Below are 24864 nucleotides of genomic sequence, written 5' to 3' on the forward strand. Positions count from 1 at the left end.
CAACGCGCCCGCCACCGGCGCGGCGCCGCGCAGCCCCCAGGCCCTGAACGCGGCCAAGGTCCCGATCAAGAGCGAAAAGCTGGGCACTGCGGCGCCGAGCGAGGACGTCAAGCGCGGGCCGACCAGGGCCGTGCCGAAAGGAGCCGCCCCGGCGGTGGAGAAGGACAACACCCCAACGACGGCGAACAAACAATGAAAATGGGCAGCATGCCAATCGCGGTGATCATGCAGCGCCGCGCCGTGCAGCACCGCTGGGCCGACGAGGCCTGGGAGGCGGTCGGCGTCGTGCCGGACCGCGGCAAGCTGCCGCGCCTGCAGGTGCTCAGTAGCAGTCCGGAGCGCGACTACTACCTGGTCTCCGGCCTCGAGCTCGAGCTGTACACCGACGAGAACGAGGGCTATTACGAGAACTGCATGGCGCCGGAATCCAAGGTGTTCGTGTTGTGGCGCATGGAGGAGGGCAGAGCCATCCCCGTGCGCGCCTCGGTCAGCTACGTCGAGGGCACCCGCATGTTCGACTCGGGCGAGCAGGCCGACGGCGTCACGATGCCGGCCGAGATCTACGCCTGGGTGGCCGGCTACTTGCGCGAGCACTACCAGCCCAAGCCGCGCTCGCGGCGCGGCCGCCAGCACGGATGAGCGGGGCCAGGATGTCCGAAGAAGGTTTCTTCAAGCGCTGGGCGCGGCTGAAGTCATCCGGCGGGGGCGCGGCGCCCGAACCGCTGACCGGACCCGCGCGCTCCCCGGCGCCGCCGGTACCGGCAAGCGCGCGGGCGGCGGGCCCTGCGCCGGAGTCCGAGGCCGCAGCACGTGCGCCCTTGCCGACCCTGGAAGACGCCGCCCGGCTGACACCAGACGCCGACTTCTCCGCCTTCGTGGCGCAGGGCGTCGACCAGTCGGTGCGCCGCTTGGCGCTCAAAAAACTGTTCGCCGATCCGCACTTCAACGCGATCGACGGGCTCGATATCTACATGAACGACTACAACAAGGCGGCGCCGCTCACCCCGGCCATGCTGGCTTCGCTCAAGCATGCCCAGGGCCTGGTCACGCGCCTGCTCGACGACCGGCAGAAGGAAGCCGAAGCCGAAGCCGCAGCAGCGCAGGCACAGGAGCAGGCATCGGCACAGGAGCCGGTGCCGGGAGCGGTGCCCGAAGCGGTGCACGAGCACCTGCAGGCGCCGCCGTCCTCACGACAAGGGAACGCATGAACATCCGCTTTACCGACAATCCGCCGCTCGACCCGGTCCAGGAAGGCCGCAACCTGCAGGCCAGGAGCGCCGCCGTCCTCGCGGCCGACGCCATTCCCGTGTTCGAGCCGGCGGTTACCGTCGACTACCGCTCGAGCGGCCGCACCCTGGTGGTCGGCTCCGCCGAACAGGCGTTGCCGTGGGCCGAGCGCCTCGCCGCCGCGCTGCCGGTTACCGTGCTGCTGCTCGACAGCCAGGACACGATGCCGGCCCGGCCCTATCCGGTTCACGTGGCCCGTACCGTCGCCGTGGCCGGCTGGCTCGGGGCTTTCGAGGCGCGCTGGCAGGCCCCGGGGCAGCCGGTCCAGCAGGGCCGCTTCGACCTCGTGCTCGACCTGGCACCGAGCCGGCTGATCCCCAGCCACCAGCGGCCGCACGGCTACTACGCACCCGGCTACGACGAGGCCGCCCGACTTGATGCCGTCGAGACCATGCTCGACATGGTGGGCGACTTCGAAAAACCCAAATATTTCTCGTACAAGGAGCGCACCTGCGCCCATGGCCGCAATGGCCAGAAGGGCTGCAGCGCCTGCATCGAGATCTGCTCGGCGCAGGCGATTCAAGGCGACGGCGACCGGATCAGGGTCAATCCCTACCTGTGCGCCGGCTGCGGCGCCTGCTCCACGGCCTGCCCGACCGGCGCCATCAGCTATGCCTTCCCGCCGGCGGCGCTCACCGGCAAGCGCATGCAGGCGGCGCTGCGCTCCTACCGCGAGGCCGGCGGGCAGGATCCGGTGTTCGTGCTGCACGACCCGGAACATGGCGCGGCATTGCTGGCCCAGCTCGGGGAGTCGGTTCCCGGACGCGTGATCCCGCTCGCGCTGCAACATACCGCCTCGACCGGCATCGACGTCTGGTTCGCTGCCGTGGCCTATGGCGCGGCCGGCATCTCGGTCCTGCTGACGGGCCGGGAAGCGCCCCAGTACATCACGCTACTGGACCAGCAGATGGAAATCGCCCAGGCCGTGCTGGACGGCCTCGGCTACGAAGGCCCGCACTTCCAGCTGCTGCGCGTGGAGGGGGCATGCGAACATGCGCCGGACGAACTCGCGGTGGCTTTGCGCCATGCTCCGCGCGGCCGTACGCCGGGCGAGCCGGCCGTGTTCCACCTGGCGAACGACAAGCGCAACACACTCGACTACGCCCTCGAGCACCTGCACCGCCACGCGCCCCGGCAGCCGGAGCAGGTCGCGCTGCCGCCCGGCGCCCCCTTCGGCGCGATCGAGGTCGACCGCAAGGCGTGCAGCCTGTGCATGTCCTGCGTCGGCGCCTGCCCGGCAGGTGCGCTGCAGGACGGGCAGGGCGCGCCGCTGTTGCGCTTCATCGAGAAGAACTGCGTCCAGTGCGGCCTGTGCGCCGCCACCTGCCCGGAAAACGCCATCGGCTTGGTACCGCGCCTGTCCTTCATCGAGTCGCGCGGCCAGGCCGTGGTGCTGAACGAGTCCCAGCCCTTCCACTGCATTCGCTGCGACAAGCCCTTCGGCACCCTGCAGATGGTCGAGAACATGCTCGGCCGGCTGGCATCCCATCCCGCCTTCAGCGGCCACCTCGACCGCCTGCGCATGTGTGGCGACTGCCGCGTCATCGACATGATGGAGCCGCGCGACGAGATGCGCGTCACGGCTCTCAAGCGCAGCTGACTCGCAGGGTGGGCGGGTCTTCCCTGCCCACCCTACTACAAGCACACCAGCAATCGCAAACATGGCAAAATGGCCACAGTAGCCATGCCACCCAGCCCCCAGGAGACACCATGACGCCGACCCAGCGTTTCCTTCAAGCGCGCGACTTCCTGCTGCAGCACCGCCTCGACTACGACACCGCCTATCGCGACTACCGACAGCCCCAGCTGGACGCCTTCAACTGGGGCCTGGACTACTTCGACCAGATGGCCAAGGATAACCATGCGCCGGCCTTGTGGGTGGTCGGTGAGGACGGCCTGGAGCAGAAGATCTCCTTCGCGGACATGGCGTCGCGCTCCTGCCAGGTGGCCGAGTACCTGCGCTTGTGCGGGGTGAACCGCGGCGATCGGGTGCTCCTGATGCTGCCGAACCGCGTCGAACTGTGGGAGATCATGCTGGCCGGGATCAAGCTCGGCGCCGTGCTGGTGCCGACCACGATGCTGGTCTCCGGTGCGGACCTGCAGGACCGGCTCGAGCGCGGCCGGGTGAAGCACGTCATCGCCGAAGCCTCCGAAGCGCACAAGTTCGATGGCATGGCCGGCAGCTTCACCCGCATCGCCGTCGGCGGCGCAGCGGGCATGAAACCCGACGGCTGGCATGACTATGCCGACAGCAGCGACGTCCTGTCGGTCTTCACGCCGGAAGGGGAGACCCGCGCCACCGATCCGCTGCTGCTGTACTTCACCTCCGGCACCACGGCCAAGCCCAAGCTGGTGCTGCACAGCCACCAGAGCTATCCGGTCGGCCACCTGTCGACCATGTACTGGATCGGCCTGCAAGCGGGCGACGTTCACTGGAACATCTCCTCCCCGGGCTGGGCCAAGCACGCCTGGAGCTGCTTCTTCGCGCCCTGGAATGCGGGCGCCACCGTCTTCGTCTACAACTACGAACGCTTCTCGGCCAAGGCGGCGCTCGACACCATCGTGCGCTGCGGCGTGACCTCGCTGTGCGCGCCACCGACCGTGTGGCGCATGATGATCAAGGAAGACCTGAGTGCCTGGAAGCCGTCCTTGCGCGAACTCGTCGGCGCCGGCGAGCCGCTCAACCCCGAGGTGATCGAGCAGGTCGAGAAGGCCTGGGGCATCCGCATCCGCGACGGCTTCGGCCAGTCGGAGAGCACCTGCCAGATCGGCAACCCGCCGGGCCAGCCGATCAAGCCTGGCTCGATGGGACGGCCGCTGCCGGGCTACCGGGTGGCCCTGCTCGATATCGACGAGCAGCCCGCCGAGGAGGGCGAGATCGCGCTCTCGCTCGACCCGGCGCCCCTGGGCCTGATGATGTGCTACGAGGGCGACGAGGAGAAGACCGCCCACGTCATGCGCGCCGGCCACTACCACACCGGCGACACCGCCACCGTGGACGAGGACGGCTACTACTTCTACGTCGGCCGCAACGACGATGTGTTCAAGTCCTCGGACTATCGCATCAGCCCCTTCGAACTCGAGAGCGTCCTGATCGAACACGAGGCCGTCCTGGAGGCGGCCATCGTGCCCAGCCCGGACCCGCTGCGCCTGTCGGTACCGAAGGCTTTCGTCACCCTGCGCCAGGGCGTCCCGCCTTCCCGTGAGGTGGCGGCCTCGCTGTTCGCGTTCGCGCGCGAGCGGCTGGCGCCGTACAAGCGCATCCGGCGCATCGCGTTCCGCGAGTTGCCCAAGACGATCTCCGGGAAGATCCGGCGCGTGGAACTGCGCAAGGAAGAAGCCGCGCGCGACGGACAGGCCGCCGGGGAAGGGGTGGAATATCGCGAGGAGGACTTCGCGGCCTGAGGGAGCGGGGCGGCGGGATGCCAGGTCTTGTGTCGACGCAGCCGTTTCGCACCAAGGTGTGCGGCACGCCATCCCCGATTCACCGCATAATAGTGGTCGTCTTAATAACAACACCACGTGCCGCAGCGCCCTTCACACTCACCCGGCAATCCACTCGATGACCACGACCAAACGCTCCGCCAGATCCGACCTCGCCTACGAAGTCAGGAAGTCCCCCATCCACGGCAACGGCGTCTTCGCGCTCAAGCCCATCGGCGCCGGCGAGCGCATCATCGAATACCGGGGCGAGCGCATCACCTGGGACGAAGCGACGCAGCGGGCCGCCGAGGCGGGCGGTCCGATCAACCACACCTTCTACTTCACGCTGGCCGACGGCCGCGTGATCGACGGCGGCAGCCGCGGCAACGCGGCGCGCTGGATCAACCACGCCTGCTCGCCCAACTGCGAAGCCTTCGAGGACGAGGGAAGGGTCTATATCCACGCGATGCGCGACATCGACCCCGGCGAAGAGCTGAACTACAACTACGCGCTGATCTACGACGAACGCCACACGCCGGCCCTCAAGAAGCTGTTTGCCTGCCGCTGCGGGACCCCGGGCTGCACCGGCACCATGCTGGCACCGAAAAAGCGCAGCAGGAGCGGCAGCAAAAAGACAAGCGCCACTGCCTGAAGGAGTCCGATGAAACCCATCGTCCGCAGCCTGCTCGAAACCGACCTGTACAAGTTCACCATGTGGCAGGCGCTGCTGCACAGCCACCCCGACGCGATCGGTGAATACGAATTCCTGTGCCGGGACCAGCCGGCCTATCCGCTGGCCGAGCTGAAGGACGAGGTCGAGCACGAGCTCGACCACCTGTGCTCGATGATGTTCCAGGACCACGAAGTCGCCTACCTGCGCGGCCTGCGTTTCATCAAGAGCGACTTCGCCGACTTGCTGACGCTGTTCCGCTTCCAGCGCAAGTTCATCCGGGTCGAGACCGACGGCCCCCACCTGCGCATTCGCGCCACCGGTCCGCTGGTGCATGTGATGGGCTTCGAGATCTTCGTGCTCTACATCGTCAACGAGCTGTACTTCCGCCGCTTCGACCAGCAGGCTGCCATTGCGGAGGCGCGAGTGCGGCTGCAACAGAAGATCGACGAGCTGCGCGCCTTTGAAAAGGAGGCGCCGCGAGCCACGCCCTTCGAGTTCTTCGACTTCGGCGTGCGCCGGCGCTTCTCGGGCGACTGGCACGACGAAGTCGTGGCAACGATGGCGCGCGAGCTGCCGCAGTTCTTCAAGGGCACCTCGAATGTCTACCTCGCGCACAAGTACAACCTGGTGCCGATCGGGACCATGGCGCACGAATACCTGCAGGCCTACCAGGCCTTCGGGGTGCGCCTGCGCGATTTCCAGAAGGCGGCGCTGGAAGACTGGGTGCAGGAATACCGTGGCGACCTCGGCACCGCGCTGACCGACGTGGTCGGCATGGACGCTTTTCTCCGCGACTTCGACCTGTATTTCGCCAAGCTGTTCGACGGCTTGCGCCACGATTCGGGCGATCCGGTGGAGTGGGGCGAAAAGGCGCTGGCGCACTACGCCCGGCTGCGCATCGACGCGCGCACCAAGCGCCTGGTGTTCTCGGACGCCCTCACGGTGCCCAAGGCGCTCGGCCTGTACCGCCACTTCGCCGATCGCACCATGCTGGGTTTCGGCATCGGCACCAAGCTCACCAACGACACGCCCTACCAGGCGCTGAACATCGTGATGAAGCTCACCCACTGCAACGGGCAGCCGGTAGCCAAGCTGTCGGATACGCCGGGCAAGTCGATGTGTACGGACGAGACCTTCCTGGCTTACCTTCGGCAGGTGTTCAACCACCCCGGCGAGGGATGATGTCGTAGGGTGGCCGGCTAGTCGATCAGGCCGAAGCGGACGCCAAACGGCGCCGTGGCCTTGCCTCCGGCTCCTCCAGCTGGAAGGTGTTCACCACCGCCGCCAGCTCCGCCGCCTGGTGCTGCAGCGAATGCGCCGCGGCTGCCGCCTCTTCGGCCAGGGCCGCGTTCTGGACCGTCATCTCGTCCAGGCGTGCAATGGCCTCGTCGACGCGCTCGATGTCGGCGCGCTGGGCGCTGGTGGCGGTGCTGATCCCGCCCATGATGTCCGTGACGCGGTGCACACCGTCGACTACCTGGCGGATCGTCTCGCCGGCTTCGCCCACCAGCACCGCCCCCAGGCCGACTTTGCCGACCGAGTCCTCGATCAGCGACTTGATTTCCTTGGCGGCCGCGGCCGAACGCTGCGCCAGGTTGCGCACCTCGCTCGCCACCACGGCGAAACCGCGTCCTGCTCGCCGGCGCGCGCCGCTTCGACCGCCGCGTTCAGCGCCAGGATATTGGTCTGGAAAGCGATGCCGTCGATGACTGCGATGATGTCGACGGTCTTCTGTGACGAGGCGTCGATCAGCTGCATCGTGGTGCCACGTTGTCCACCGCCGCCATCGCCCGCATGCCGGTGCGCACCTTGTCGTATCGCGCGCTGCCGCGCAGGACCGGATCGAGACGGGTGAGTGCGGCAAGGTATTCGGCCTTGCGCGCATCGACAAAATCGAGCTCGCGCCGGGCGGCAGCCTCGTCCTTGAAGATGTCGGCGTTGCGCGCCGCGATGCCGGTCTGGGCCAGGGCTTCGCGTGCGGCATACAAGGATTCGAGTTCGCTATTCCTCAAGGAATCGGCCGTTTGCAGGGCACGTTCGATGCCGTTCACGCGCGACACCGAGAACGCGGCGAGGATCAGGGTGACCGACAGGATCAGCGAAAGCTGCATAGAGCCTCGTTGCAATACCCGCGTGCTGGAAGAGGTGCATGGTGGCCTTTTTAGTGAATGAGAGAGATGCTCGTGACGAAAGTTGAGGAAATTAAGCGCGGTTATGTCGCAACAGTTTCTTTTAATCAATTAAATTTGCTGTATTTATGTATATCTAGAACTTATCTTTAGAAGGTACTTTTTAAATGAGGGATTTCGTCATTTCGGGTATACTTCAAGGGATAACCAGGACCGCTAATGCAGAGCAAGTTCACCGAAGAGGACCCGATCCTCACTACCAGTGCCGCAGCGCGCATGCTGGGCGTCGCAACCAGCACCGTTCAGTTATGGATGGAAAGCGGCGCCATTCCCTCGTGGAAAACCCCGGGAGGCCACCGGCGCGCCCGTCAAAGTACGATCCAGGCCATGCTGGACCGTGCAGGCCCCTTGTCAGGCGCGCTCTCCGGCGAAACGCTGGTGCAGGCGCCCACCGACCCTGAATTCATCCTTGAGGGCGACGAAAAATTTCCGGTCACAGCGGACGAGCCCCATCGTCTGGCCGCGCTGGCCGCCTCCGGCCTGGTCGACAGTCCGCAGGAGGAGCGCTTCAACCGCATCGTGCGGCTGGCAGCCACCGTGACTGCGTCGCCGATCGCCTTGGTGTCGCTCCTTACCGCCCGCCGCCAGTGGTTCAAGGCGCGCGTCGGCCTGGGCGCCCAGGAGACACCACGCGAGTGGGCCTTCTGCTCGCACGCCATTCTCCAGGATGCCCCCTTCATGGTCGAAGACGCGGCCACCGACGAGCGCTTCCGCGAGAATCCTTTGGTACTGGCCGAGCCGCACATCCGCTTCTATGCCGGCGTGCCGCTGCGCGACCGGTCCGGTTTGCCGATGGGTACCCTGTGCGTGATCGATCGCGAGCCGCGCCGCCTCCGCTCGGCCGAGCTTCAGGCCTTGTGCGACCTGGCCGATATCGCGTCTTCCGAGTTCCAGGCCAAGACGGCTTGAGTGGACGCAAGAATGCGCCAGGGGACGGCCGCCGGAGGGCGTCCGGCTATTTCACCGAGTAGGGCTCAAAACGTCCCGCCGACCAGCTTCCACAGCTGGGTGGCCAAGGCCGGGGGCGCGTTCGGCTTGAAGAAGGCCGAATCCTGGATGTGCGAGGCGGTCACGTAGACCGTGCCGTCCGGCCCCTGGGTGAAGGTGTCGGGCCAGCGCAGGCGCTCGTCCCGCACCAGCACCTCGGGCTGGCCGCCCGGCCCGGCGTCGAGGTCGCGTACTTTCACCGCGCTGTCTTCCACCGCGCTGAGCAGCATCTTGTTGGTTCCGCGCGGGATCAGGAGGCCGTCGGAGACGCCGTTCTTCCCGAACTCCTCGACGTCGTCGCCGACGTCCTTCCCCTGCATGCCCTTGCCCAGCAAGCTGGACGTGGCGATGCGGTACAGGGTATCGCCCTTGATCGCCTGCCAGTACAGCCACTGCCCGTCATCGGAGAGGGCGATACCGTCGGCCGAGAACTCGACGCCGCGCCCGTCCGGCCGGCGCAGCTCCTTGCCGTCCGCCTTGACGTTCAGGCCCTTCTTCATCTGGGTGGACGGGTGGCCGTCGAGCAAACGCACGGTCTTGCCGCCGGCGAGGTCCACGACCAGGACAGCGCCGACCACGCCGGAATCGGTGATGAAGGCATATCGTCCATCGGTCGAGAAGCGTACGTCGTTCAGGTAGGAACCCTGGGGGGCGGCGTCCTCGTCGAAGGCGATGGAGCGCACGACCCGGTCGCTCGCCAGGTCGATCTGCACCAGCTTGGCGCCGCCGGAGACCAGGTGGGCCTGGCTTGGGGCGGCCGGGTCGAGCACCCACAGGCTGCCGCGGCCATCGGCCACGATGCTTTGCACGCAGACCCAGTGCTTCCCAGGGGACAGTTCATCCTTGCGTGCGTTGCGCCAGGCGTTCCATTCCTCGTCCGGGTAAGGGCGCAAGGCGCCGTCCCTGGCCAGTTCCGCCACCGAGACGGCGGTGTCCTCGGTCCAGCGCGGGAAATTCACGAAGATGCGCTTATCTTCGGACACCGAGACGCCGGTCACCTGATGCTCGAAGGCCGCAACCTGTTCGATGGTCCATGCGGATTCCTTGCTCATGCTGCTCCTCTCATCGCTTGTGGCGCGCTGCGGCGGCGCGGCGCGCGCTTGGGTTTGTCGGCCTTGGCAGGCGCTGCTTTCGCACGCTTCTGCTCTTCCTCCTGTTCGCGGCGCAGGCGCTGCTGCAGCATCGCCAGCACCGCGGCTTCCTCCGGCTGCAGGGCATGCAGGTCTTCGGTCAACTCCTGCTCGGTGCGCTCGCGCAGGGTTTCCAGCACCGCGCCGTCGAGGTAGGCGTCGAGCACCACCGGGTGCACGTAGCACTTGCGGCAGACCGAGGGCGTATTGCCGAGCTTCTCGGCGACCGATTCGATGGCGCGCACGATGTTCTTCTTGGCCTGGGCTTCCGAATCGAACTTCTCGAACTCCTGCAGGGCCAGCGCGGCCAACACGGTGCCCGACCAGGTACGGAAATCCTTGGCCGTGTAATCCTCGCCGGTGATCGCGCGCAGATAGTCGTTGACGTCGCTCGAGTCGATGCTGTGGGTTTCGCCCTCGTCGTCCACATACTGGAACAGTTCCTGGCCCGGCAGGTCGCGTGAACGGGCGATGATGCGCGCGAGGCGGCGGTCGTGCACGTGGACCTTGTGGTAGACGCCGCTCTTGCCGCGGAAGCGGAACTCGACGTGGCTGCCGTCCACCTTCACGTGGCGGTCGCGCAGCGTGGTCAGGCCGTAGGACTTGTTGGTGCGGGCATACTCTTCATTACCGACACGCATCATGGTCGCCTCGAGCAGGTAGACGATGGTCGCCAGCACCTTTTCGCGCGGTAGGCCGGGCAGGGACAAGGCGCGGTCGACTTCCTTGCGGATGCCGGGGAGCGCCTGGCCGAAGTTCAGCATGCGCTCGTACTTCACCTCGTCGCGTACGGCGCGCCACTTCGGGTGGTAGCGGTATTGCTTCCGGCCCTTGGCGTCGCGCCCGGTGGCTTGCAGGTGGCCGTTGGCTTGCGGACAGATCCAGACATCTAGCCAGGCCGGTGGAATCACCAGCGACTTGATGCGGGCAAGCGTCGCTTCGTCGGTGACCGGGTCGCCGCCGGCATCGACATAGCGGAATCCGTCGCCGGATTTCTCGCGCCGGATGCCGGGACGGTCGTCGTGGACATACCGCAGTCCGGCGGCTTTCGCGGCGGCGGGTGGATCGCTGAGCGGGTTGTCGGCGCTGCCGTGGTCTTCGCTGTGCATGGGGCATCCTTCCAGTCTGGTCGCTCGATCGTACGCCGACGGGGGCGCACGCACCGTTCGGGAGATAACCGAGCCCTGCCCCGTGTATTCGAGAGATACTCAGGCATAGGAGGTGGATCTGTTTCGGTAGGCCAATGTTTATCCTTTAGGCCAACGCACGCCTTGGACCGGAAAGGCGGCACGTCACGCGCCCGTCATAAATGCGGCTTACGGTCTAATCTCGCGCTCCGATCCTGAGCCGAAGATGGGCAGCTGAGCAGTGTGCGCCCGTTCCCGAGGTTCGTTAGATGCGGTTTTCGTACCTGACGTGCCAACCCGTTTGTGATATTTCACTCCATGAGGTATGCCATGTTCTTGTTCTCCAAGTCTGATACGCCGGCCGTCCGTGCACACCTGAACGCACAGGCTGCTTTTCTGAACGACATGTCGAAGTCCTTGTCGCGCTCATTCCAGGAAATGTGCCAGCTCAACATCCAGCTCGGTCAAACGATGCTCGAAGAAAGCACCATCGTCAGCCACCAACTGCTGACTGCCGAGCGTCCGGCGGACCTGATGTCGGCCACTGCAACACGGGCACAGCCAGCGTCCGAGAAGCTGCGCGCCTACCAGCAGCACCTCTCGCGCGTTGCCGCAGACTCGCAAGTCGACTTTGCCAAAGTAGCGGAACAACATGTGCACGAAACCTCACGTACCGCCCGTGCCTTGGCCGAGCAGGTGGCCAACTCGGCAGCGGAAGAAACGGATCGCACGATTCGGCACCAGGAAGAAGTGCTGAAGAACTTCCGGGATCCGTTCGCGCATGCCAATGCACAGCGCGGCAATGGAAGCACCTATCAGGGGAGCATGCAATCGGCGGGCGAAGGTGCCGGCGGCAGTATCGATTCCGACACCGAGTACGACACGTTCAAAGGCAATGTACAAGGCTCCCAGTCGTCGCAGGTGTCGCAACAGTCGAAAACTGCCAAGTCCGCATGATCGTGCACGACCAGCAGGGCCGGACCTCGGTTCGCCTCCTGCCTGGTAGCGGATGTGGCCAGTAAGATCGGGGGGCCACATTCGCAATTGCCTGGATCGCCGGCGCTAGCGGGCGATCCGGGCAGCATGCGGGTCCGACGGGCAATTGCCGTCGCACTGCCCGCCCGGGCGTGCAGATGCCTGGCGCTGCATTCGATCCAAGCGTCGCGGCCGGCCGCCCGGTCCGCTTCCGTCGCAGCCAGCGAATCGCGGATCCACGCTGCCGCATCGCATCCTCGACGAGATGAAAATCCATCTCGGCAGCCAACATCTGCAGCGGTGGCTGCATCAGGCGGTGTTCTGCAAAAACGAGCATACCCAAGGATCGCACGGCGCGTTCTCCTACATGACGACAGCATGCAATTCTCTTTGGTGCGGCGCAGCATACGCGCCATACTGCAGCACGTACCTCGTCACGAACTCAACCCATTACAAGGAACAATTTATGCTGAATGTGTTCCTGGACGCATGGGCGTCTTGTCTGTTTCCGCGACCCGGAAACATGGTTTATTGCAGCGCAGCACCGCAGCATCGAACGCGACGCGGTGCTAGCTTCATCTCCGATCACTATCATGCGGATACCGGAAGCTTGCCCTTCAAATTATTTATTCCAAGCAGTTATGCAGGCGAGCCCACGTCATTGATTGTGATGTTGCATGGGTGCGGCCAAGACGCCGACGACTTCGCAGTCGGAACCGGCATGAACGAGCTTGCGGAGCATCATGGGTTCTTGGTCGCCTATCCCGAACAGCCGTGTGAAGCCAATTGGAACAGATGCTGGAACTGGTTCAATGGAGCAAATCATCGTCGCGGTCAAGGTGAACCACGCCTGCTCGCGGGTCTCACCCGCAAAATCATGGCTGACTACGCCGTCGACAAAACCCGTGTGTACGCTGCCGGCCTGTCGTCAGGCGGCGCCATGGCGGTCATCCTCGGCAGGACCTATCCCGACATCTTCACGGCGGTAGGCTGCCATTCCGGTCTCGCGCACGGCAGCGCCACCGACAGCGCCGGGGCATTCACGGCAATGCGCGATGGTGCCGCGATGCCAGCGCTTGCGCAAGAATGCATGCAACACGCCGGCGTTCCGCTCATCGTCTTCCATGGGGACATGGACACGACGGTGAACATCAGGAACAGCGCGACCCTGGTACAGCAGACAATCGCAAGTTACATCATGCACGAACTGCAGCAAGGCCAAGCCGTCGCCGTGTCCGAAGAGAAGGGCGAGCGCATCGGACGCGTTTTTACGCGGCGAGTCCATCGTGGTGCGCGCGGAAAAATCGTGGCTGAGCAATGGACCCTGCACGGCAGCGGACATGCCTGGTCCGGTGGTAGCCTGCGCGGCAGCTATACGGATAGCCGTGGACCAGCGGCCAGCGAAGAAATACTGCGATTTTTCAAGCAGGCATAAGGTAAGCGGCTGCACATCAGGGCTGGCGGTCAAGCTGGCGCCTAGCGCCCCCCCGAAGCGGTGCTGGCCTCCGCCAGCAGTTCGCTCAGCCTGATCGTATTGACCGGCTTGACCATATAGTGGTCGAAGCCGGCGTCGTGGGCGGCGTCGCGGTCCTGCTGGCGGCCGTAGCCGGTAGCGGCGATCAGGGTGGCGCTAGAGGTCTGCGGCATTCGGCGCAGGCGGCGCGCCAGTTCGTTGCCGTCCATGTCCGGCAGGCCGATGTCGAGCAGGCAGACCTGGGGCGAGAACACCTTCGCCACCTCGATCGCGTCCGAAGCGTTGTACGCGATCTCCACCCGGTGGCCGGCTGCGGCCAGGAACAGGTTGAGGGTATGGGCGGCATCGAGGTTATCGTCCACCACCAGCACGCGCAGCGGCGCCTGGGCAGTGGCCGCGTGGCGTACCGCCTCCGCGACCGTCGCCTCGGCTTCCTGCTCGTAGCGCGGCAGGCGCACGGTAAAGGTGCTGCCCTTGCCGAGCCCCTGGCTGGCGGCGCCGACGCTGCCGCCGTGCAGTTCGACCAGGCTGCGGGCCAGCGCCAGGCCCAGGCCCAGGCCGCCCTGCGAGCGGTCCGGGGTGCGCTCGGCCTGGGTGAACAGGTCGAACACGCGGCCCACCAGCGACGGCTCCATGCCGATGCCATCGTCGGAGACGGTGAGCACGTAGCTGTCGCCGTCCTCAAGCAGGCTCAACTGAATATGGCCGCCCTCGGGGGTGTACTTGGTGGCATTGCCAAGCAAGTTGGCCACCACCTGCACCAGGCGCTTGTGGTCGCCTTTCACGCGAACCGGCGCGGCCGGCAGGTCGAGCACTACCTTGTGGCGGCGCGCATTGAACAGCGGACGGATCTGCTCGGCCGCGTCGTCCACCACCTTGCGCAGGTCCAGCACCTGGGTCGAGATCGAAACGAGGCCGCGCGTGACGCGCGAGACGTCCAGCAGGTCGTCCACCAGGCTGGTCATGTGCTCGACCTGGCGCGCGATGATGGCGCAGGTCTGGGTGATCTGGGCATTGTCCGAATGCAGGAGCTTGAGCAGGTGGGCGCCGGTGCTGATCGGCGCCAGCGGATTGCGCAGCTCGTGGGCCAGCATCGCCAGGAATTCGTCCTTGCGCTGATCGGCCGCGCGCAGCTCGCGCTCGGCCTGGCTGCGCGCCGCCTCCTTGGCCTGCAGGGCGGCCGCCATCTCGTCGAGGGCCGCGGCCAGGCGGCCGATTTCCTCGTTGCCGTAACTGATGCCCGAGCGCGCCTGCAACTCGCCGGCGGCGATGCGGCGCGCGGTCTCCATCAGCTTGCGCACCCGCTGCACGATCAGGATGTCGCCGGCCAGCCAGGCCGCCAGCATTGCCAGCATGGTGGTCGCACCCAGGCCCAGCAGCGACATCAGCTGGGCTTCGCGGGCGTCCGCGGTAATGGTCTCGACCGGCACGCCGATGGTCACCGTGTATTCCGACAGCGAAGGCCCGCCCACGCGGGCAAACGCGTGCAGGCGCTCGATGCCGTCGTCGCCGCGCAGCAGTACCGGGCGCAGCGCCGGGTCACGCATGGCGGCCAGCAGGGGAGCGCTGATCTTCTTGCCGAACCAGCGCTCAGGGTCGGGCCGGCGCGAGATCAGGAGGCCGTTCGAATCGGCGGTCTCGAGGATCGAGCCGACCGGCAGGTTGATCTCGTTGACGAAGGTGTCGAGGCCGGCCAGGTCCATGGCCGAGAACACCACGGCCACGACGTGACCGGCGCGGTCGGTGACGGGATAGGTAAGATTGATCGTGTGACGGCGGATCACCCGGCCGAACACGTAGTCGCCCGCGATGAAGCGGCGCTCGGCGAGGGCGCGCCGGAAGTGGCGGCGGTCGCCCAGGTTCACCGGGTGCAGCATCGGCACCGCACTGCAGGTGACGTCGCCGTTGAGCTGGATGAGGCCGAAGTTGGCATAGCCTTCGTTGCGGTCGAGGACGTCGGCCAGCAGGGCGTTGCAGCGGTCGCTCGGGCCCATCAGGTCGGGAACGCTGACCAGGTCGACCAGGATCTGGCGTGCGCGGTCGAGCGACTGGGCTTCGTTGGCCGCGGCCATGCCTGTCAGGCGTTGCAGGTTCTCCTCGGAAGCGCGGATCGCCGCCTCGCGCTCGCGGATGCCACCCAGCACCGTCATGATGGCGATCGGGGTGATCGCCAGCGCAACCAGCAGCATCAGGCGGCTGCGCAGGCTGTTCAGGCGTAGGCGCTGGAGCAAAGGATTCATCAACATCTCGGTGAACTGGCGGTGGCCCATGCACCAATAAGGCGCAGTCGTTTCTCTATTGTACTAAAACAATGCTGTCGGATATACCGATTGTCATCTGTGCTCGACATTGCTTGACACTTGAAGTAGTTGCCCATGTAAGATGTCGGCAACACCAGACTGGGAGCGGGAATGAACATCGTGTGCGTGGGCGGCGGTCCGGCCGGTTTGTATTTCGGCCTCCTGATGAAACGGCGCCATCCGGACTACGCCGTCACCGTCGTCGAACGCAACCGCGCCAGCGACACCTTCGGCTGGGGCGTGGTCTTTTCCGACCAGACCCTCGGCCACCTGGCCGGTGCGGACGAGGAGAGCGCCCGCGCCGTCCTGCAATCCTTCAACCACTGGGATGAGATCGACGTCCACTTCAGGGGACGCACCGTCACGTCCGGCGGGCACGGCTTTTGCGGCATCGGCCGCAAGCGCCTGTTGAACATCCTGCAGGAGCGCGGCGCGGCGCTCGGTGTGCAGCTCGTGTTCGAACACGAGGTACGCGACGATGCCGAGCTGGCGCGCGCATACCGTGCCGACCTGGTGGTGGCTTGCGACGGCGTCAACAGTACGATCAGAAACCGTCACGCCAGCGTGTTCCAGCCCGAGATCGAGCGCCGCCACTGCCGCTTCGTCTGGCTCGGCACCCGCAAGCGCTTCGACGCCTTCACCTTCGCCTTCGAAGAGACCGAGCACGGCTGGTTCCAGGCCCACGCCTACCAGTACGACGGCGACACCTCGACCTTCATCGTCGAGACAACGGAGGAAACCTGGCAGGCGGCGGGCCTGGAAGCGATGGACCAGGGGGAAGCGCTGGCCTTCTGCGAGCGCCTGTTCGCACGCTACCTCGACGGCCACTCCTTGATGGCCAACGCCGCCCACCTGCGCGGCTCGAGCATGTGGATCCGCTTCCCGCGCATCGGCTGCCGCCAGTGGGTCCATTTCCACGAGATCGACGGACGCCGCGTGCCGGTTGTCTTGATGGGGGACGCCGCCCATACCGCGCACTTCTCGATCGGTTCCGGCACCAAGCTGGCGCTGGAAGACGCGATCGAGCTGGCGCGCTGCCTCGCCGATCCTGCCGCACCCATGGAACAGGCCTTGGCACGCTACGAAGAGGTACGCAGGGTCGAAGTGCTCAAGCTGCAGAGCGCGGCGCGCAATTCGATGGAATGGTTCGAGAACGTGAAGCGCTACACGGCGATGGAGGTCGAGCAGTTCGCCTATTCGCTGCTGACGCGCAGCCAGCGCCTGTCGCACGAAAACCTGCGCCTGCGCGACCCCGGTTATGTGACCGGTTTCGAGCGCTGGTTCGCCGGACGGGCGGCGGGGCAGGCCGGCATACCAGCACCCGAGGGCTGGACGCCGCCGATGTTCACGCCTTATAAAGTGCGCGGCGTGCTGTTGAAGAACCGGGTCATCGTTTCGCCGATGGCCCAGTACTCGGCGGTGGACGGCACGGTCGGCGACTTCCACCTTGCCCACCTCGGCGCGCGCGCCCTCGGCGGCGCGGCGCTGGTGATGGCGGAGATGACCTGCGTATCGCGCGATGCGCGCATCACGCCCGGCTGCCCGGGACTGTACGCGCAGGAACACACCGCTGCCTGGAAGCGCATCGTCGACTTCGTCCACGCGAGTTCGGACGCGAAGATCGGCGTGCAGCTGGGCCACGCCGGTGCCAAGGGTTCGACCCGGCCGATGTGGGACGGGATCGACCTGCCGCTCGTCGAGGGCAACTGGCCGCTGGTGTCCGCTTCGCCCCAGCAATACCTGGAGGGCGTCTCGCAGGTAGCGCGCGAAGCGTCGCTGGAAGACCTGGCACGGATCAAGGAGGATTTCGTACGCGCGACGCAAGCAGCGGCGCAGGCAGGTTTCGACTGGCTGGAACTGCACTGCGCCCATGGCTACCTGCTGTCGAGCTTCATCTCTCCGTTGACCAACCGCCGCCAGGACGCTTACGGGGGCAGTCTCGAAAACCGCTGCCGCTATCCGCTCGAGGTCTTCGCCGCGATCCGTGCTGTCTGGCCTGACGAGAAACCGATCAGCGTGCGCCTGTCCGCGCACGACTGGGTCGAGGGCGGCATTACGCCGAGCGATGCGGTGGCGATCGCACGCCTGTTCAAGGAGCTTGGGGCCGACATGATCGACTGCTCGTCGGGCCAGGTCAGCAAGATCGAGGCGCCGGTGTACGGGCGCATGTTCCAGGCCCCGTTCGCCGACCGCATCCGTAACGAAGCCGGCATCCCAACCATCGCGGTCGGCTCGATCATTGATGCCGACCATGTCAACGGCATCGTTTCGGCCGGCCGCGCCGACCTGTGCGCCGTCGCCCGTCCGCACCTGGCCAACCCGGCCTGGACGCTGATCGAGGCGGCCCGCATCGGCTACACGGGCGCCAGCTGGCCGCGCCAGTACCGGCCGGGCAAGCTGCAGCTCGAACGCAATCTCGAGCGCGAGCGCCAGATGCAGGCGCTAGGTGGCGGCTTGAGTCCGCAGCAGCTGGCCGCGCGCCTGCTTGAGGGTTGAGTTCGCTGAACCGACGTTTACCAGACATCAGGAGTCACCGCATGCATTATCTACCGGGCGAAACGCACCGGCTGCCGGGCAGCCGCGCCAGTCTTGCCGGCTACCAGGCCACCCACTTCCAGTACGCCGTGCACGACCGCGTCGCGACCATCGTTCTCAACCGGCCCGAGCGCAAGAATCCGCTCACTTTCGACTCCTACGCCGAGCTGCGCGACCTGTTCCGTCAGCTTTCCTATGCCGACGACGTCAAGGCTGTCGTCGTCACCGGAGCGGGCGAGAACTTTTGCTCGGGCGGCGACGTGCACGAGATCATCGGTCCGCTGACGAAGCTCGACATGCCCGGCCTGCTCGCCTTTACCCGCATGACGGGCGACCTGGTCAAGGCCATGCGCGCCTGCCCGCAGCCCATCGTCGCAGCAGTCGACGGTGTCTGCGCCGGCGCCGGTGCCATCCTCGCGCTGTCCTCGGACATCCGCTTCGGCACCGCGCGCAGCAAGACCGCTTTCCTGTTCACCCGCGTCGGCCTGGCCGGCTGCGACATGGGCGCCTGCGCGCTGCTGCCGCGCGTGATCGGCCAGGGCAGGGCGGCCGAACTGCTCTATACCGGCCGCGCCATGAAGGGTGACGAGGCCGAGCGCTGGGGCTTCTTCAACCGCCTTTGCGAACCCGACGCGCTGCTGGCGGAAGCGCAGGCCTTCGCCGCACTGCTTGCGAACGGCCCGACCTTCGCCCACGGCATGACCAAGAAGATGCTGCAGCAGGAGTGGAACATGGGTGTCGACGAGGCCATCGAGGCCGAAGCCCAGGCACAGGCAATCTGCATGGCGACCAACGACTTCCACCGCGCCTACCACGCCTTCGTGGACAGGGAAGCGCCGCGCTTCGAGGGGGATTGAAATGGCGGACCGCGATTACCTCGACTGGCCCTTCCTGGAGCCCCGCCACCGCACATTGGCGCTGGAGCTCGATGCCTGGGCGGAGGAACACCTGCAGGACGCGCACGGCAGCGACGTCGACGCCGCCTGCCGCGCGCTGGTTTCCAGGCTCGGCAGCGGCGGCTGGCTGCGCCATGCCGTCGGCGGCACCGCGGGAGCAACTGCGGAGATCGACTCCCGCGCCATCTGCCTCATCCGCGAGACGTTGGCACGCCATGCCGGCCTGGCGGACTTCGCCTTCGCGATGCAGGGGCTGGGCAGTGGCGCGATCTCGCTGTTCGGCAGCGCGCAGCAGCAGGATGCCTGGTTGCCGCGCGTAGGGAGCGGCGAAGCCATCGCCGCCTTCGCGCTCTCCGAACCGCAGGCCGGCTCCGACGTGGCGGCGATGCAGTGCGCGGCGCGCCTCGACGGCGATGCTTACGTGCTCGATGGCGAGAAGACCTGGATCTCGAATGGCGGCATCGCAGACTTCTACGTCGTGTTCGCGCGCACCGGCAACGGCGGCGGCGAGGGTGGAAGAGGTTCGCGCGGCATCTCCGCCTTCATCGTCGAAGCGGGCGCGCCCGGCTTCCACATTGCCGAGCGCATCGACGTGATCGCGCCGCATCCGCTCGCGCGCCTGCGCTTCGAGGGCTGCCGGGTTCCGCTCACCAACCGCATCGGCGACGAAGGGCAGGGCTTCAAGGTCGCCATGGCCACGCTCGACGTGTTTCGCACCTCGGTGGCGGCGGCCAGCCTGGGCTTCGCGCGCCGCGCCCTGGACGAAGCCTTGCGGCGTGCCCGCGAACGGGCGATGTTCGGCAAGACACTGGCCGACTTCCAGCTGACCCAGGCCAAGCTGGCCCAGATGGCGACCGGCATCGATGCCGCCGCGCTGCTGACCTACCGCGCGGCCTGGATGCAGGACGTGGGAAAGGCGCAGGGGAAACGCGTGACCAAGGAAGCGGCCATGGCCAAGCTGACAGCGACCGAGACCGCCCAGCAGGTCATCGACGCCGCGGTGCAAATGTTCGGCGGGCAGGGCGTGGTCAGCGGCGAGACCGTCGAGACGCTCTACCGCGAAATTCGCGCGCTGCGCATCTACGAGGGGGCGAGCGAAGTGCAGCTTCTGATCATCGCACGCGAACTGCTGGCTCGGGAGGAGAGCTGATGGACATCCTGCAACCGCCGGGCTGGGCGCGCCCGAAGGGCTACGCGAACGGCGTCGCTGCCCGTGGCCGCCAGGTCTATGTGAGCGGCATGATCGGCTGGGATGCCGAGTGCCGCTTCCACACCGACGACTTCGTCGGCCAGGCGCGCCAGGCGCTGGAAAACGTGGTCGCGGTGCTGCGCGAAGCGGGGGGCGGCCCGGAGCACATCGTGCGGATGACCTGGTACGTGCTCGACCGGAAGGAATACCTCGCTGCCGGGGCGGCGCTCGGCGCGGCTTACCGGGACGTGATCGGGCGCCATTATCCGGCCATGAGCGCGGTGCAGGTGGCGGCGCTGATGGAAGAACGCGCCCGGGTCGAGATCGAGGTGACGGCCGTGGTGCCCGACTGAGCCCATGGATGTAGCGTCAGGAAGGCAGCCTACCGATGACTGAGCATCTCATCACCGATCTCCCCTCGCTGGAGGCCCTGTTTGGCGACGTCGCACCGCAATCGATCGCCAAGGAAAGCGACAGCCTGCATCCTGTCTATGCCCGCTGGATCGCGGCGGCGCGCTTCGCCCTGCTGGCCACCAGCGGGCCCCATGGACTGGACGTATCGCCGCGTGGAGACGCCGGCCCCCTGGTGCGGATCGTGGATGCGTACACCCTGTTACTGCCGGAACGGCGCGGGAACAATCGCATCGACAGCCTGCGCAACCTGATTGCCGATCCGCGTGTCGGCCTGCTCTTCATGATTCCGGGCGTCGGCGAGACCCTGCGGGTCCGCGGCCGCGCGCACATCTCTGTCGATCCGGCATTGCTCGCGTCCTTCGAGCACGAAGGGAAGCGGCCACTCTGCCTCCTGCGCATTTCGGTCGACAAGGTCTTTTTCCAATGCGCGCGTTCCATCCTGCGCTCGCGACTTTGGCACTCTCAGGAGCACGATACGTCGGGCGTGCCGACGCCCGGAGCGATGCTGGCGGCGCTCACCCATGGCGAGATCGACGGTGGCGCTTACGACAGTGCCTTGCCACAGCGACAGCGCGAATCGCTCTATTGATGGGCATGGGACCGCGACTGCTGTCGGCCAGGTGCGGCCCTTTCCATCACGAAGGTACAGAGACGGGATATGGCTGAGCAACATGACGAGTTGTCCCGGTTTTTCGGCTGTTACTTCCATCAAGACTGGAACTTGGACGACCACAGCTGGGAAGACGTAGTCCGACGCTTCGTGGCCGAGTCAGGACAAAGTGCCGCGCATTCTCTCGCCGGACAAATCACGAAACTCACTGAGAGCGCGGAGTCAGACGCCGACCTCGCCAAGGCAATCGAGAGCTTCGGATGCTATTACTGTCCAAGTTCTCATCCCGAAATGCGCGCGTGGTTGAAAGACCTTTGTGCTGCCTTGGACGTGCAACGGGTAAGAAACAGATAGGTCCGCTTAGGGTCGGTGCTGCCGTAGAATGAACGGCCGAGATAGGCCAAGAGCGGACATGTCCCAAACTTTGAAGCGTGTGGGTTTTCATGAAAAAATTAGGTGTTGGAGCGTCGATATTCCTCAGCGTGTGCATCGCCAGCAGCTTGTCGGCTTCGCCTCGTCCGACATGTGATCGGTCGAGCAGCCAGCCAGATTTGGATGCTTGCGCCTACGAGGATCTGGAAGCTGCAGAGAAGGAAATGCAATCAGTTTATCAAGGCATTGTTGAGAAATATGCCAGCAACGCGCTACTGTTAGAAAGACTGGCTCGCGCTCAGCAATCCTGGATGAATTTCAGAGAGGATGATTGGAAAGCACAATTTGCATGTCCTAATTTTAATACACAGCTATGCTGGGGACCTCAAGCGTTCATAAAAGTGAATGTTCGTAGAATGGAGCAGACGAAAGAGCGCACGCGAAGCCTGCGAAATTTGCTGGAAAATGGTCCAGGTCGGTAAGTACTGTCTGGCGCCGATTGACTTGTCTGCTTACGGCCAGGGGCGGTCCTTGGAACCGTACCGCAAGCTCTCGATAAACGACCACGACTAAAACGCCATGACATGAGCCAAGCCGACGATCTGCCTATTGAAAGCAACAGCGCGCACCCATGGAGTTTAAGCTGGATCGCTGCAGGCATCGCTGTTGTCAGTGTCGTATTGGTCTTGCCGGTAGTGTTGGCAATACATAACTCAATACTTTACCCAGGCGTGTCGGGCCTCCTCGGCATGCTCGCGGGGGTTGTCTGTCATGCGCGTTCACGTGCTCGGCGCTCGGTTAGCCCGCTTGTCACGCTCAGCCTAATAGTCAATACCTGCATTGTGTTATATATGCTTTTTATCTGGTTGATTATTTATTTGATGAGTCGCAGCGCCATGCACTGATGTCCGCTGCGGCTCGGGCGCGGTCCTTCGTGACAGTCCGCGACGTATTCAGCCTGGCGAGCTGCTATGCTGAGCTGAACGGCCGGGCTCGGCCAGTAGCAGTCGTTCAACGAGATGGAATTCATGTATATGACATTCGGCATGACGGATGAACTTTGGGCGTGGGTTGGCATGCTGGGGGCGGCGGGAGTAGTTTCGCTTATGCTTGCCTTCCGTCTTCCAAAACAACGTTGGCCGCGGGTGATGGCCGTGACGGCCGGAGGTACGATTGCTTCCATCCTTTGTGGAGAAACTAGTGCTATCGGCCCGATTCTGCTTACTGGCCTTATCCTTGCTATTTGCTCCCTGACAGCGGCCCGTGAATAGTCGCGCTCACCAGACGCGCGTTCAGCAGACCCTTGTCGATATCGACCGCGAAGACTCCAACAAGGCAACATACCAAAGACCGTGAACAAGCGCTCGGTAAAATCAAGTCTGATCGGCGTGGCCCTCGTCTCGGCAATCACGCTGGCACGGCTATCTTGACAGGCGGCTTTCCGCTCGCATACCTGTTGGATGTACCGGGTGTTTCCAGGGAACGCCAGTTTGCGTTCGGCGAAGACAAGCTGTCCGTAGGTGCCCTGATATTCGCCATTGCCGTCTATTTCGCGCTGACCCTGCTGCTTGTTCTCGGCTTCTCGCATCGCCGCGCGGCCGCCGCTTGATTATTGTTGAGTTTTTCTACAGTCGGCGCATAATCGGCCATACCTGTCATTTCCATCAGGATAGTCATGGCCCCTCTAAGCTCCGTGCACCGGTCGCGCCGTACTGCCTCCCTACCTGCCTTGAGCAGCCTGCTACTGGCAGCCACCCTCGCCGCATGCGGCGGTGGAGGCGGCGACCCGGCCCCGGCGCCGGCGCCCGTGCAGCCGCCCCCGCCGGTCGCGGCGCTGCCGGGCAGCTACGCCGACCCCATTACCTACTCCGGCGCGGCCATGGCCTCGCTGGCGAGTGCGCAAGAGGGCGCCGCGACGGTGCAGGCACGCATCAGCCTCGACGGCCGCCCGTTCGATTACACCGCCACGGCCGGCCACCTGACCGCCGCGGACCTGACAACCGGACAGGCGGCGGCGTCTTTCTTCTATGTCGCCTATACGGCAGGCACACTGCCTGCGGCGCAACGGCCGGTCACCTTTTTCTTTAACGGCGGACCCGGTTCGGCCTCTGTCTGGCTGCACCTGGGCGGGTTCGCGCCGCGCAGGCTGGCCACCAGCTTCCCGGCCACTACGCCGCCTCCTAGTGCAATGCAGCTGGTCGACAACCAGGAAACGCTGCTGGACCATTCCGACCTGGTCTTCGTCGATGCCGTCGGCACCGGCTATTCGCAGGCGATCGCACCGCGCACCAACGCCCAGTTCTGGGGCGTCGACCAGGACGCGGCGGCCTTCCGCGACTTCGTGCGCCGCTATCTCGCTGTCAACAACCGGCAGGCTTCGCCGCTCTACCTGTTCGGCGAGTCCTACGGTGGGCCGCGTGCGGCGGTGCTGGCCAGCCTGTTGGAATCCGCCGGGGTGCGCGTGGCCGGCGTCATGCTGCAGTCGCCTGCCATGAACTACAACGCCAATTGCGGCGTGTTCAATCCCGGCCAGCTCAGCTGCGAGGGTTATCTGCCGAGTTATGCGGCCGTCTCGGCCTATCACCAGAACGGCAGCCTGCCGACCGATTTCACGTCGGTGCTCCAGCGCGTGCGCGAGTTCGCCGCCGGGCCCTACCGCAGCGAGGTAGCCGCCTTTCTCGCCAACGGCGCGCCGCCGAGCGAAGCCACCCTGACGCAGCTGTCCGCCTATACCGGACTGCCGGTGCAGACCTGGCGCCAGGATTTCTCGATGGTGCCGGGTGCCTACCGTGCGCGCTTCCAGCCAGGGCAGGTCATCGGACGCTACGATGCCCGGGTGCGGGCGCCCAGCGGCAGTGCGCTGGCGGCCGAGGGCGATCCGTCGATGACGCTGGTCGGCGGCGCCGTCGTCGGCACCATCCGCAATTATCTCGAGAGTGAACTGCGCTATACCGCGAAGACACCCTACCTGAGCTCCAACAACGTACTCAACCAATGGGTCTTCACCCACGACGGCAAACCCGTGCCGGACACGATACCCGACCTGGCCGCGGCCATGACGCTCAATCCTGCGCTGAAGGTGATTGCCATGGGCGGCTACCATGACCTGGCGACGCCGTTCTACCAGACCGAGCTGGATCTGGCGCGGCTGGGCGCCGGCGCCGCAGTCCAGGTCCGCAACTACGACAGCGGGCACATGAGCTATCTCGACGACCGCGTGCGCCGCCTCCAGAAGGCCGACCTGCGTGCTTTCTACAACAGCGTATCGGTGGCACAATGAAGA

General features: G+C 65.5%; 23 protein-coding genes and 2 pseudogenes. 20 read left to right on the forward strand and 5 right to left on the reverse strand.

Annotated elements, in window-relative coordinates; genetic code table 11:
* The 7 genes and pseudogenes from MA09_RS04605 to pncB form a co-directional block, all read left to right on the forward strand.
* Positions 1 to 196 (forward strand): annotated as a pseudogene (locus MA09_RS04605) (hypothetical protein); the annotation flags it as partial.
* Between the two features lie 2 nt (positions 197 to 198).
* The gene (locus MA09_RS04610) at positions 199 to 639 is read left to right on the forward strand and encodes a DUF3305 domain-containing protein (RefSeq protein WP_036245806.1); all 441 of its coding nucleotides are present in this window, start codon (positions 199 to 201) and stop codon (positions 637 to 639) included.
* A gap of 11 nt (positions 640 to 650) precedes the next feature.
* Positions 651 to 1208 carry a DUF3306 domain-containing protein gene (locus MA09_RS04615; RefSeq protein ID WP_051933172.1) on the forward strand — a complete coding sequence of 186 codons (558 nt, stop codon included), beginning with the start codon at positions 651 to 653 and terminating at the stop codon, positions 1206 to 1208.
* A complete protein-coding gene (locus MA09_RS04620) occupies positions 1205 to 2887 on the forward strand; it encodes a 4Fe-4S binding protein (protein WP_036245807.1) in 1683 nt (560 codons plus the stop codon). The genes MA09_RS04615 and MA09_RS04620 overlap by 4 nt, the downstream gene beginning before the upstream one ends.
* A 110-nt stretch (positions 2888 to 2997) precedes the next feature.
* On the forward strand, positions 2998 to 4692 hold the full coding sequence (locus MA09_RS04625) for an AMP-binding protein (protein WP_036245809.1): 1695 nt from the start codon (positions 2998 to 3000) through the stop codon (positions 4690 to 4692).
* 157 nt (positions 4693 to 4849) lie between these two features.
* Complete coding sequence (locus MA09_RS04630; protein ID WP_036245810.1) at positions 4850 to 5362, forward strand: SET domain-containing protein; 513 nt, start codon at positions 4850 to 4852, stop codon at positions 5360 to 5362.
* 9 nt (positions 5363 to 5371) lie between these two features.
* The gene (gene pncB / locus MA09_RS04635) at positions 5372 to 6565 is read left to right on the forward strand and encodes a nicotinate phosphoribosyltransferase (protein WP_036245811.1); all 1194 of its coding nucleotides are present in this window, start codon (positions 5372 to 5374) and stop codon (positions 6563 to 6565) included.
* Positions 6566 to 6590: 25 nt separating this feature from the next.
* Here pncB and MA09_RS04640 read toward each other — a convergent pair.
* Together MA09_RS04640 and MA09_RS04645 are read right to left on the reverse strand one after the other, a co-directional pair.
* A pseudogene (locus tag MA09_RS04640) lies at positions 6591 to 7216 on the reverse strand (methyl-accepting chemotaxis protein); the annotation flags it as partial.
* Complete coding sequence (locus tag MA09_RS04645; RefSeq protein ID WP_036245814.1) at positions 7132 to 7494, reverse strand: hypothetical protein; 363 nt, start codon at positions 7492 to 7494, stop codon at positions 7132 to 7134. The pseudogene MA09_RS04640 and the gene MA09_RS04645, both read right to left, overlap by 85 nt.
* Positions 7495 to 7731: 237 nt before the next feature.
* Here MA09_RS04645 and MA09_RS04650 point away from each other — a divergent pair, with 237 nt between their 5' ends.
* A complete protein-coding gene (locus MA09_RS04650) occupies positions 7732 to 8481 on the forward strand; it encodes a GAF domain-containing protein (protein ID WP_036245815.1) in 750 nt (249 codons plus the stop codon).
* 65 nt (positions 8482 to 8546) lie between these two features.
* Here MA09_RS04650 and MA09_RS04655 read toward each other — a convergent pair whose 3' ends face one another.
* A complete protein-coding gene (locus MA09_RS04655; protein WP_036245817.1) occupies positions 8547 to 9611 on the reverse strand; it encodes an L-dopachrome tautomerase-related protein in 1065 nt (354 codons plus the stop codon).
* The gene (locus tag MA09_RS04660) at positions 9608 to 10798 is read right to left on the reverse strand and encodes a DNA topoisomerase IB (protein WP_036245819.1); all 1191 of its coding nucleotides are present in this window, start codon (positions 10796 to 10798) and stop codon (positions 9608 to 9610) included. The genes MA09_RS04655 and MA09_RS04660 overlap by 4 nt, the downstream gene beginning before the upstream one ends.
* Before the next feature lie 348 nt (positions 10799 to 11146).
* Between MA09_RS04660 and phaP the strand changes: the two genes are divergently transcribed.
* Both phaP and MA09_RS04670 read left to right on the forward strand, forming a co-directional pair.
* Positions 11147 to 11773, forward strand: coding sequence for a TIGR01841 family phasin (gene phaP, locus MA09_RS04665; protein WP_036245821.1), 627 nt, complete (start codon positions 11147 to 11149; stop codon positions 11771 to 11773).
* Between the two features lie 283 nt (positions 11774 to 12056).
* Entirely contained in the window at positions 12057 to 13226 is a 1170-nt protein-coding gene (locus tag MA09_RS04670) for a PHB depolymerase family esterase (RefSeq protein WP_229440560.1), read from the forward strand.
* A 41-nt stretch (positions 13227 to 13267) separates the two neighbouring features.
* Here MA09_RS04670 and MA09_RS04675 read toward each other — a convergent pair whose 3' ends face one another.
* The gene (locus MA09_RS04675) at positions 13268 to 15505 is read right to left on the reverse strand and encodes an ATP-binding protein (RefSeq protein WP_036246151.1); all 2238 of its coding nucleotides are present in this window, start codon (positions 15503 to 15505) and stop codon (positions 13268 to 13270) included.
* A gap of 171 nt (positions 15506 to 15676) precedes the next feature.
* Between MA09_RS04675 and MA09_RS04680 the strand changes: the two genes are divergently transcribed.
* The 10 genes from MA09_RS04680 (at position 15677) to MA09_RS04715 (ending at position 24861) form a co-directional block, all read left to right on the forward strand.
* A complete protein-coding gene (locus tag MA09_RS04680) occupies positions 15677 to 18061 on the forward strand; it encodes a bifunctional salicylyl-CoA 5-hydroxylase/oxidoreductase (protein WP_036245824.1) in 2385 nt (794 codons plus the stop codon).
* Positions 18062 to 18102: 41 nt separating this feature from the next.
* Entirely contained in the window at positions 18103 to 18957 is an 855-nt protein-coding gene (locus MA09_RS04685) for an enoyl-CoA hydratase family protein (protein WP_036245825.1), read from the forward strand.
* Position 18958: 1 nt separating this feature from the next.
* Positions 18959 to 20146: an acyl-CoA dehydrogenase family protein gene (locus tag MA09_RS04690; RefSeq protein ID WP_036245826.1), complete on the forward strand. Its 1188-nt coding sequence runs from the start codon at positions 18959 to 18961 to the stop codon at positions 20144 to 20146.
* Entirely contained in the window at positions 20146 to 20538 is a 393-nt protein-coding gene (locus tag MA09_RS04695; protein WP_036245827.1) for a RidA family protein, read from the forward strand. The genes MA09_RS04690 and MA09_RS04695 overlap by 1 nt, the downstream gene beginning before the upstream one ends.
* Before the next feature lie 35 nt (positions 20539 to 20573).
* A complete protein-coding gene (locus MA09_RS04700) occupies positions 20574 to 21188 on the forward strand; it encodes a pyridoxamine 5'-phosphate oxidase family protein (RefSeq protein WP_036245828.1) in 615 nt (204 codons plus the stop codon).
* A gap of 69 nt (positions 21189 to 21257) precedes the next feature.
* Positions 21258 to 21563 (forward strand): contact-dependent growth inhibition system immunity protein, encoded by a 306-nt coding sequence (locus MA09_RS25570; RefSeq protein WP_036245829.1) that lies wholly within the window; start codon positions 21258 to 21260, stop codon positions 21561 to 21563.
* An 89-nt stretch (positions 21564 to 21652) separates the two neighbouring features.
* Positions 21653 to 22063: a lysozyme inhibitor LprI family protein gene (locus MA09_RS24005; RefSeq protein WP_152594561.1), complete on the forward strand. Its 411-nt coding sequence runs from the start codon at positions 21653 to 21655 to the stop codon at positions 22061 to 22063.
* Between the two features lie 102 nt (positions 22064 to 22165).
* On the forward strand, positions 22166 to 22486 hold the full coding sequence (locus MA09_RS24465; RefSeq protein ID WP_152594562.1) for a hypothetical protein: 321 nt from the start codon (positions 22166 to 22168) through the stop codon (positions 22484 to 22486).
* Positions 22487 to 22884: 398 nt separating this feature from the next.
* The gene (locus MA09_RS24470) at positions 22885 to 23190 is read left to right on the forward strand and encodes a hypothetical protein (RefSeq protein WP_152594563.1); all 306 of its coding nucleotides are present in this window, start codon (positions 22885 to 22887) and stop codon (positions 23188 to 23190) included.
* 66 nt (positions 23191 to 23256) lie between these two features.
* Positions 23257 to 24861, forward strand: a complete 1605-nt coding sequence (locus MA09_RS04715) for a S10 family peptidase (RefSeq protein ID WP_051933174.1) — start codon at positions 23257 to 23259, stop codon at positions 24859 to 24861.
* Positions 24862 to 24864: the final 3 nt, after the last annotated feature.

It is taken from the genome of Massilia sp. BSC265, from assembly GCF_000740675.1.
Lineage (GTDB): Bacteria > Pseudomonadota > Gammaproteobacteria > Burkholderiales > Burkholderiaceae_D > Telluria.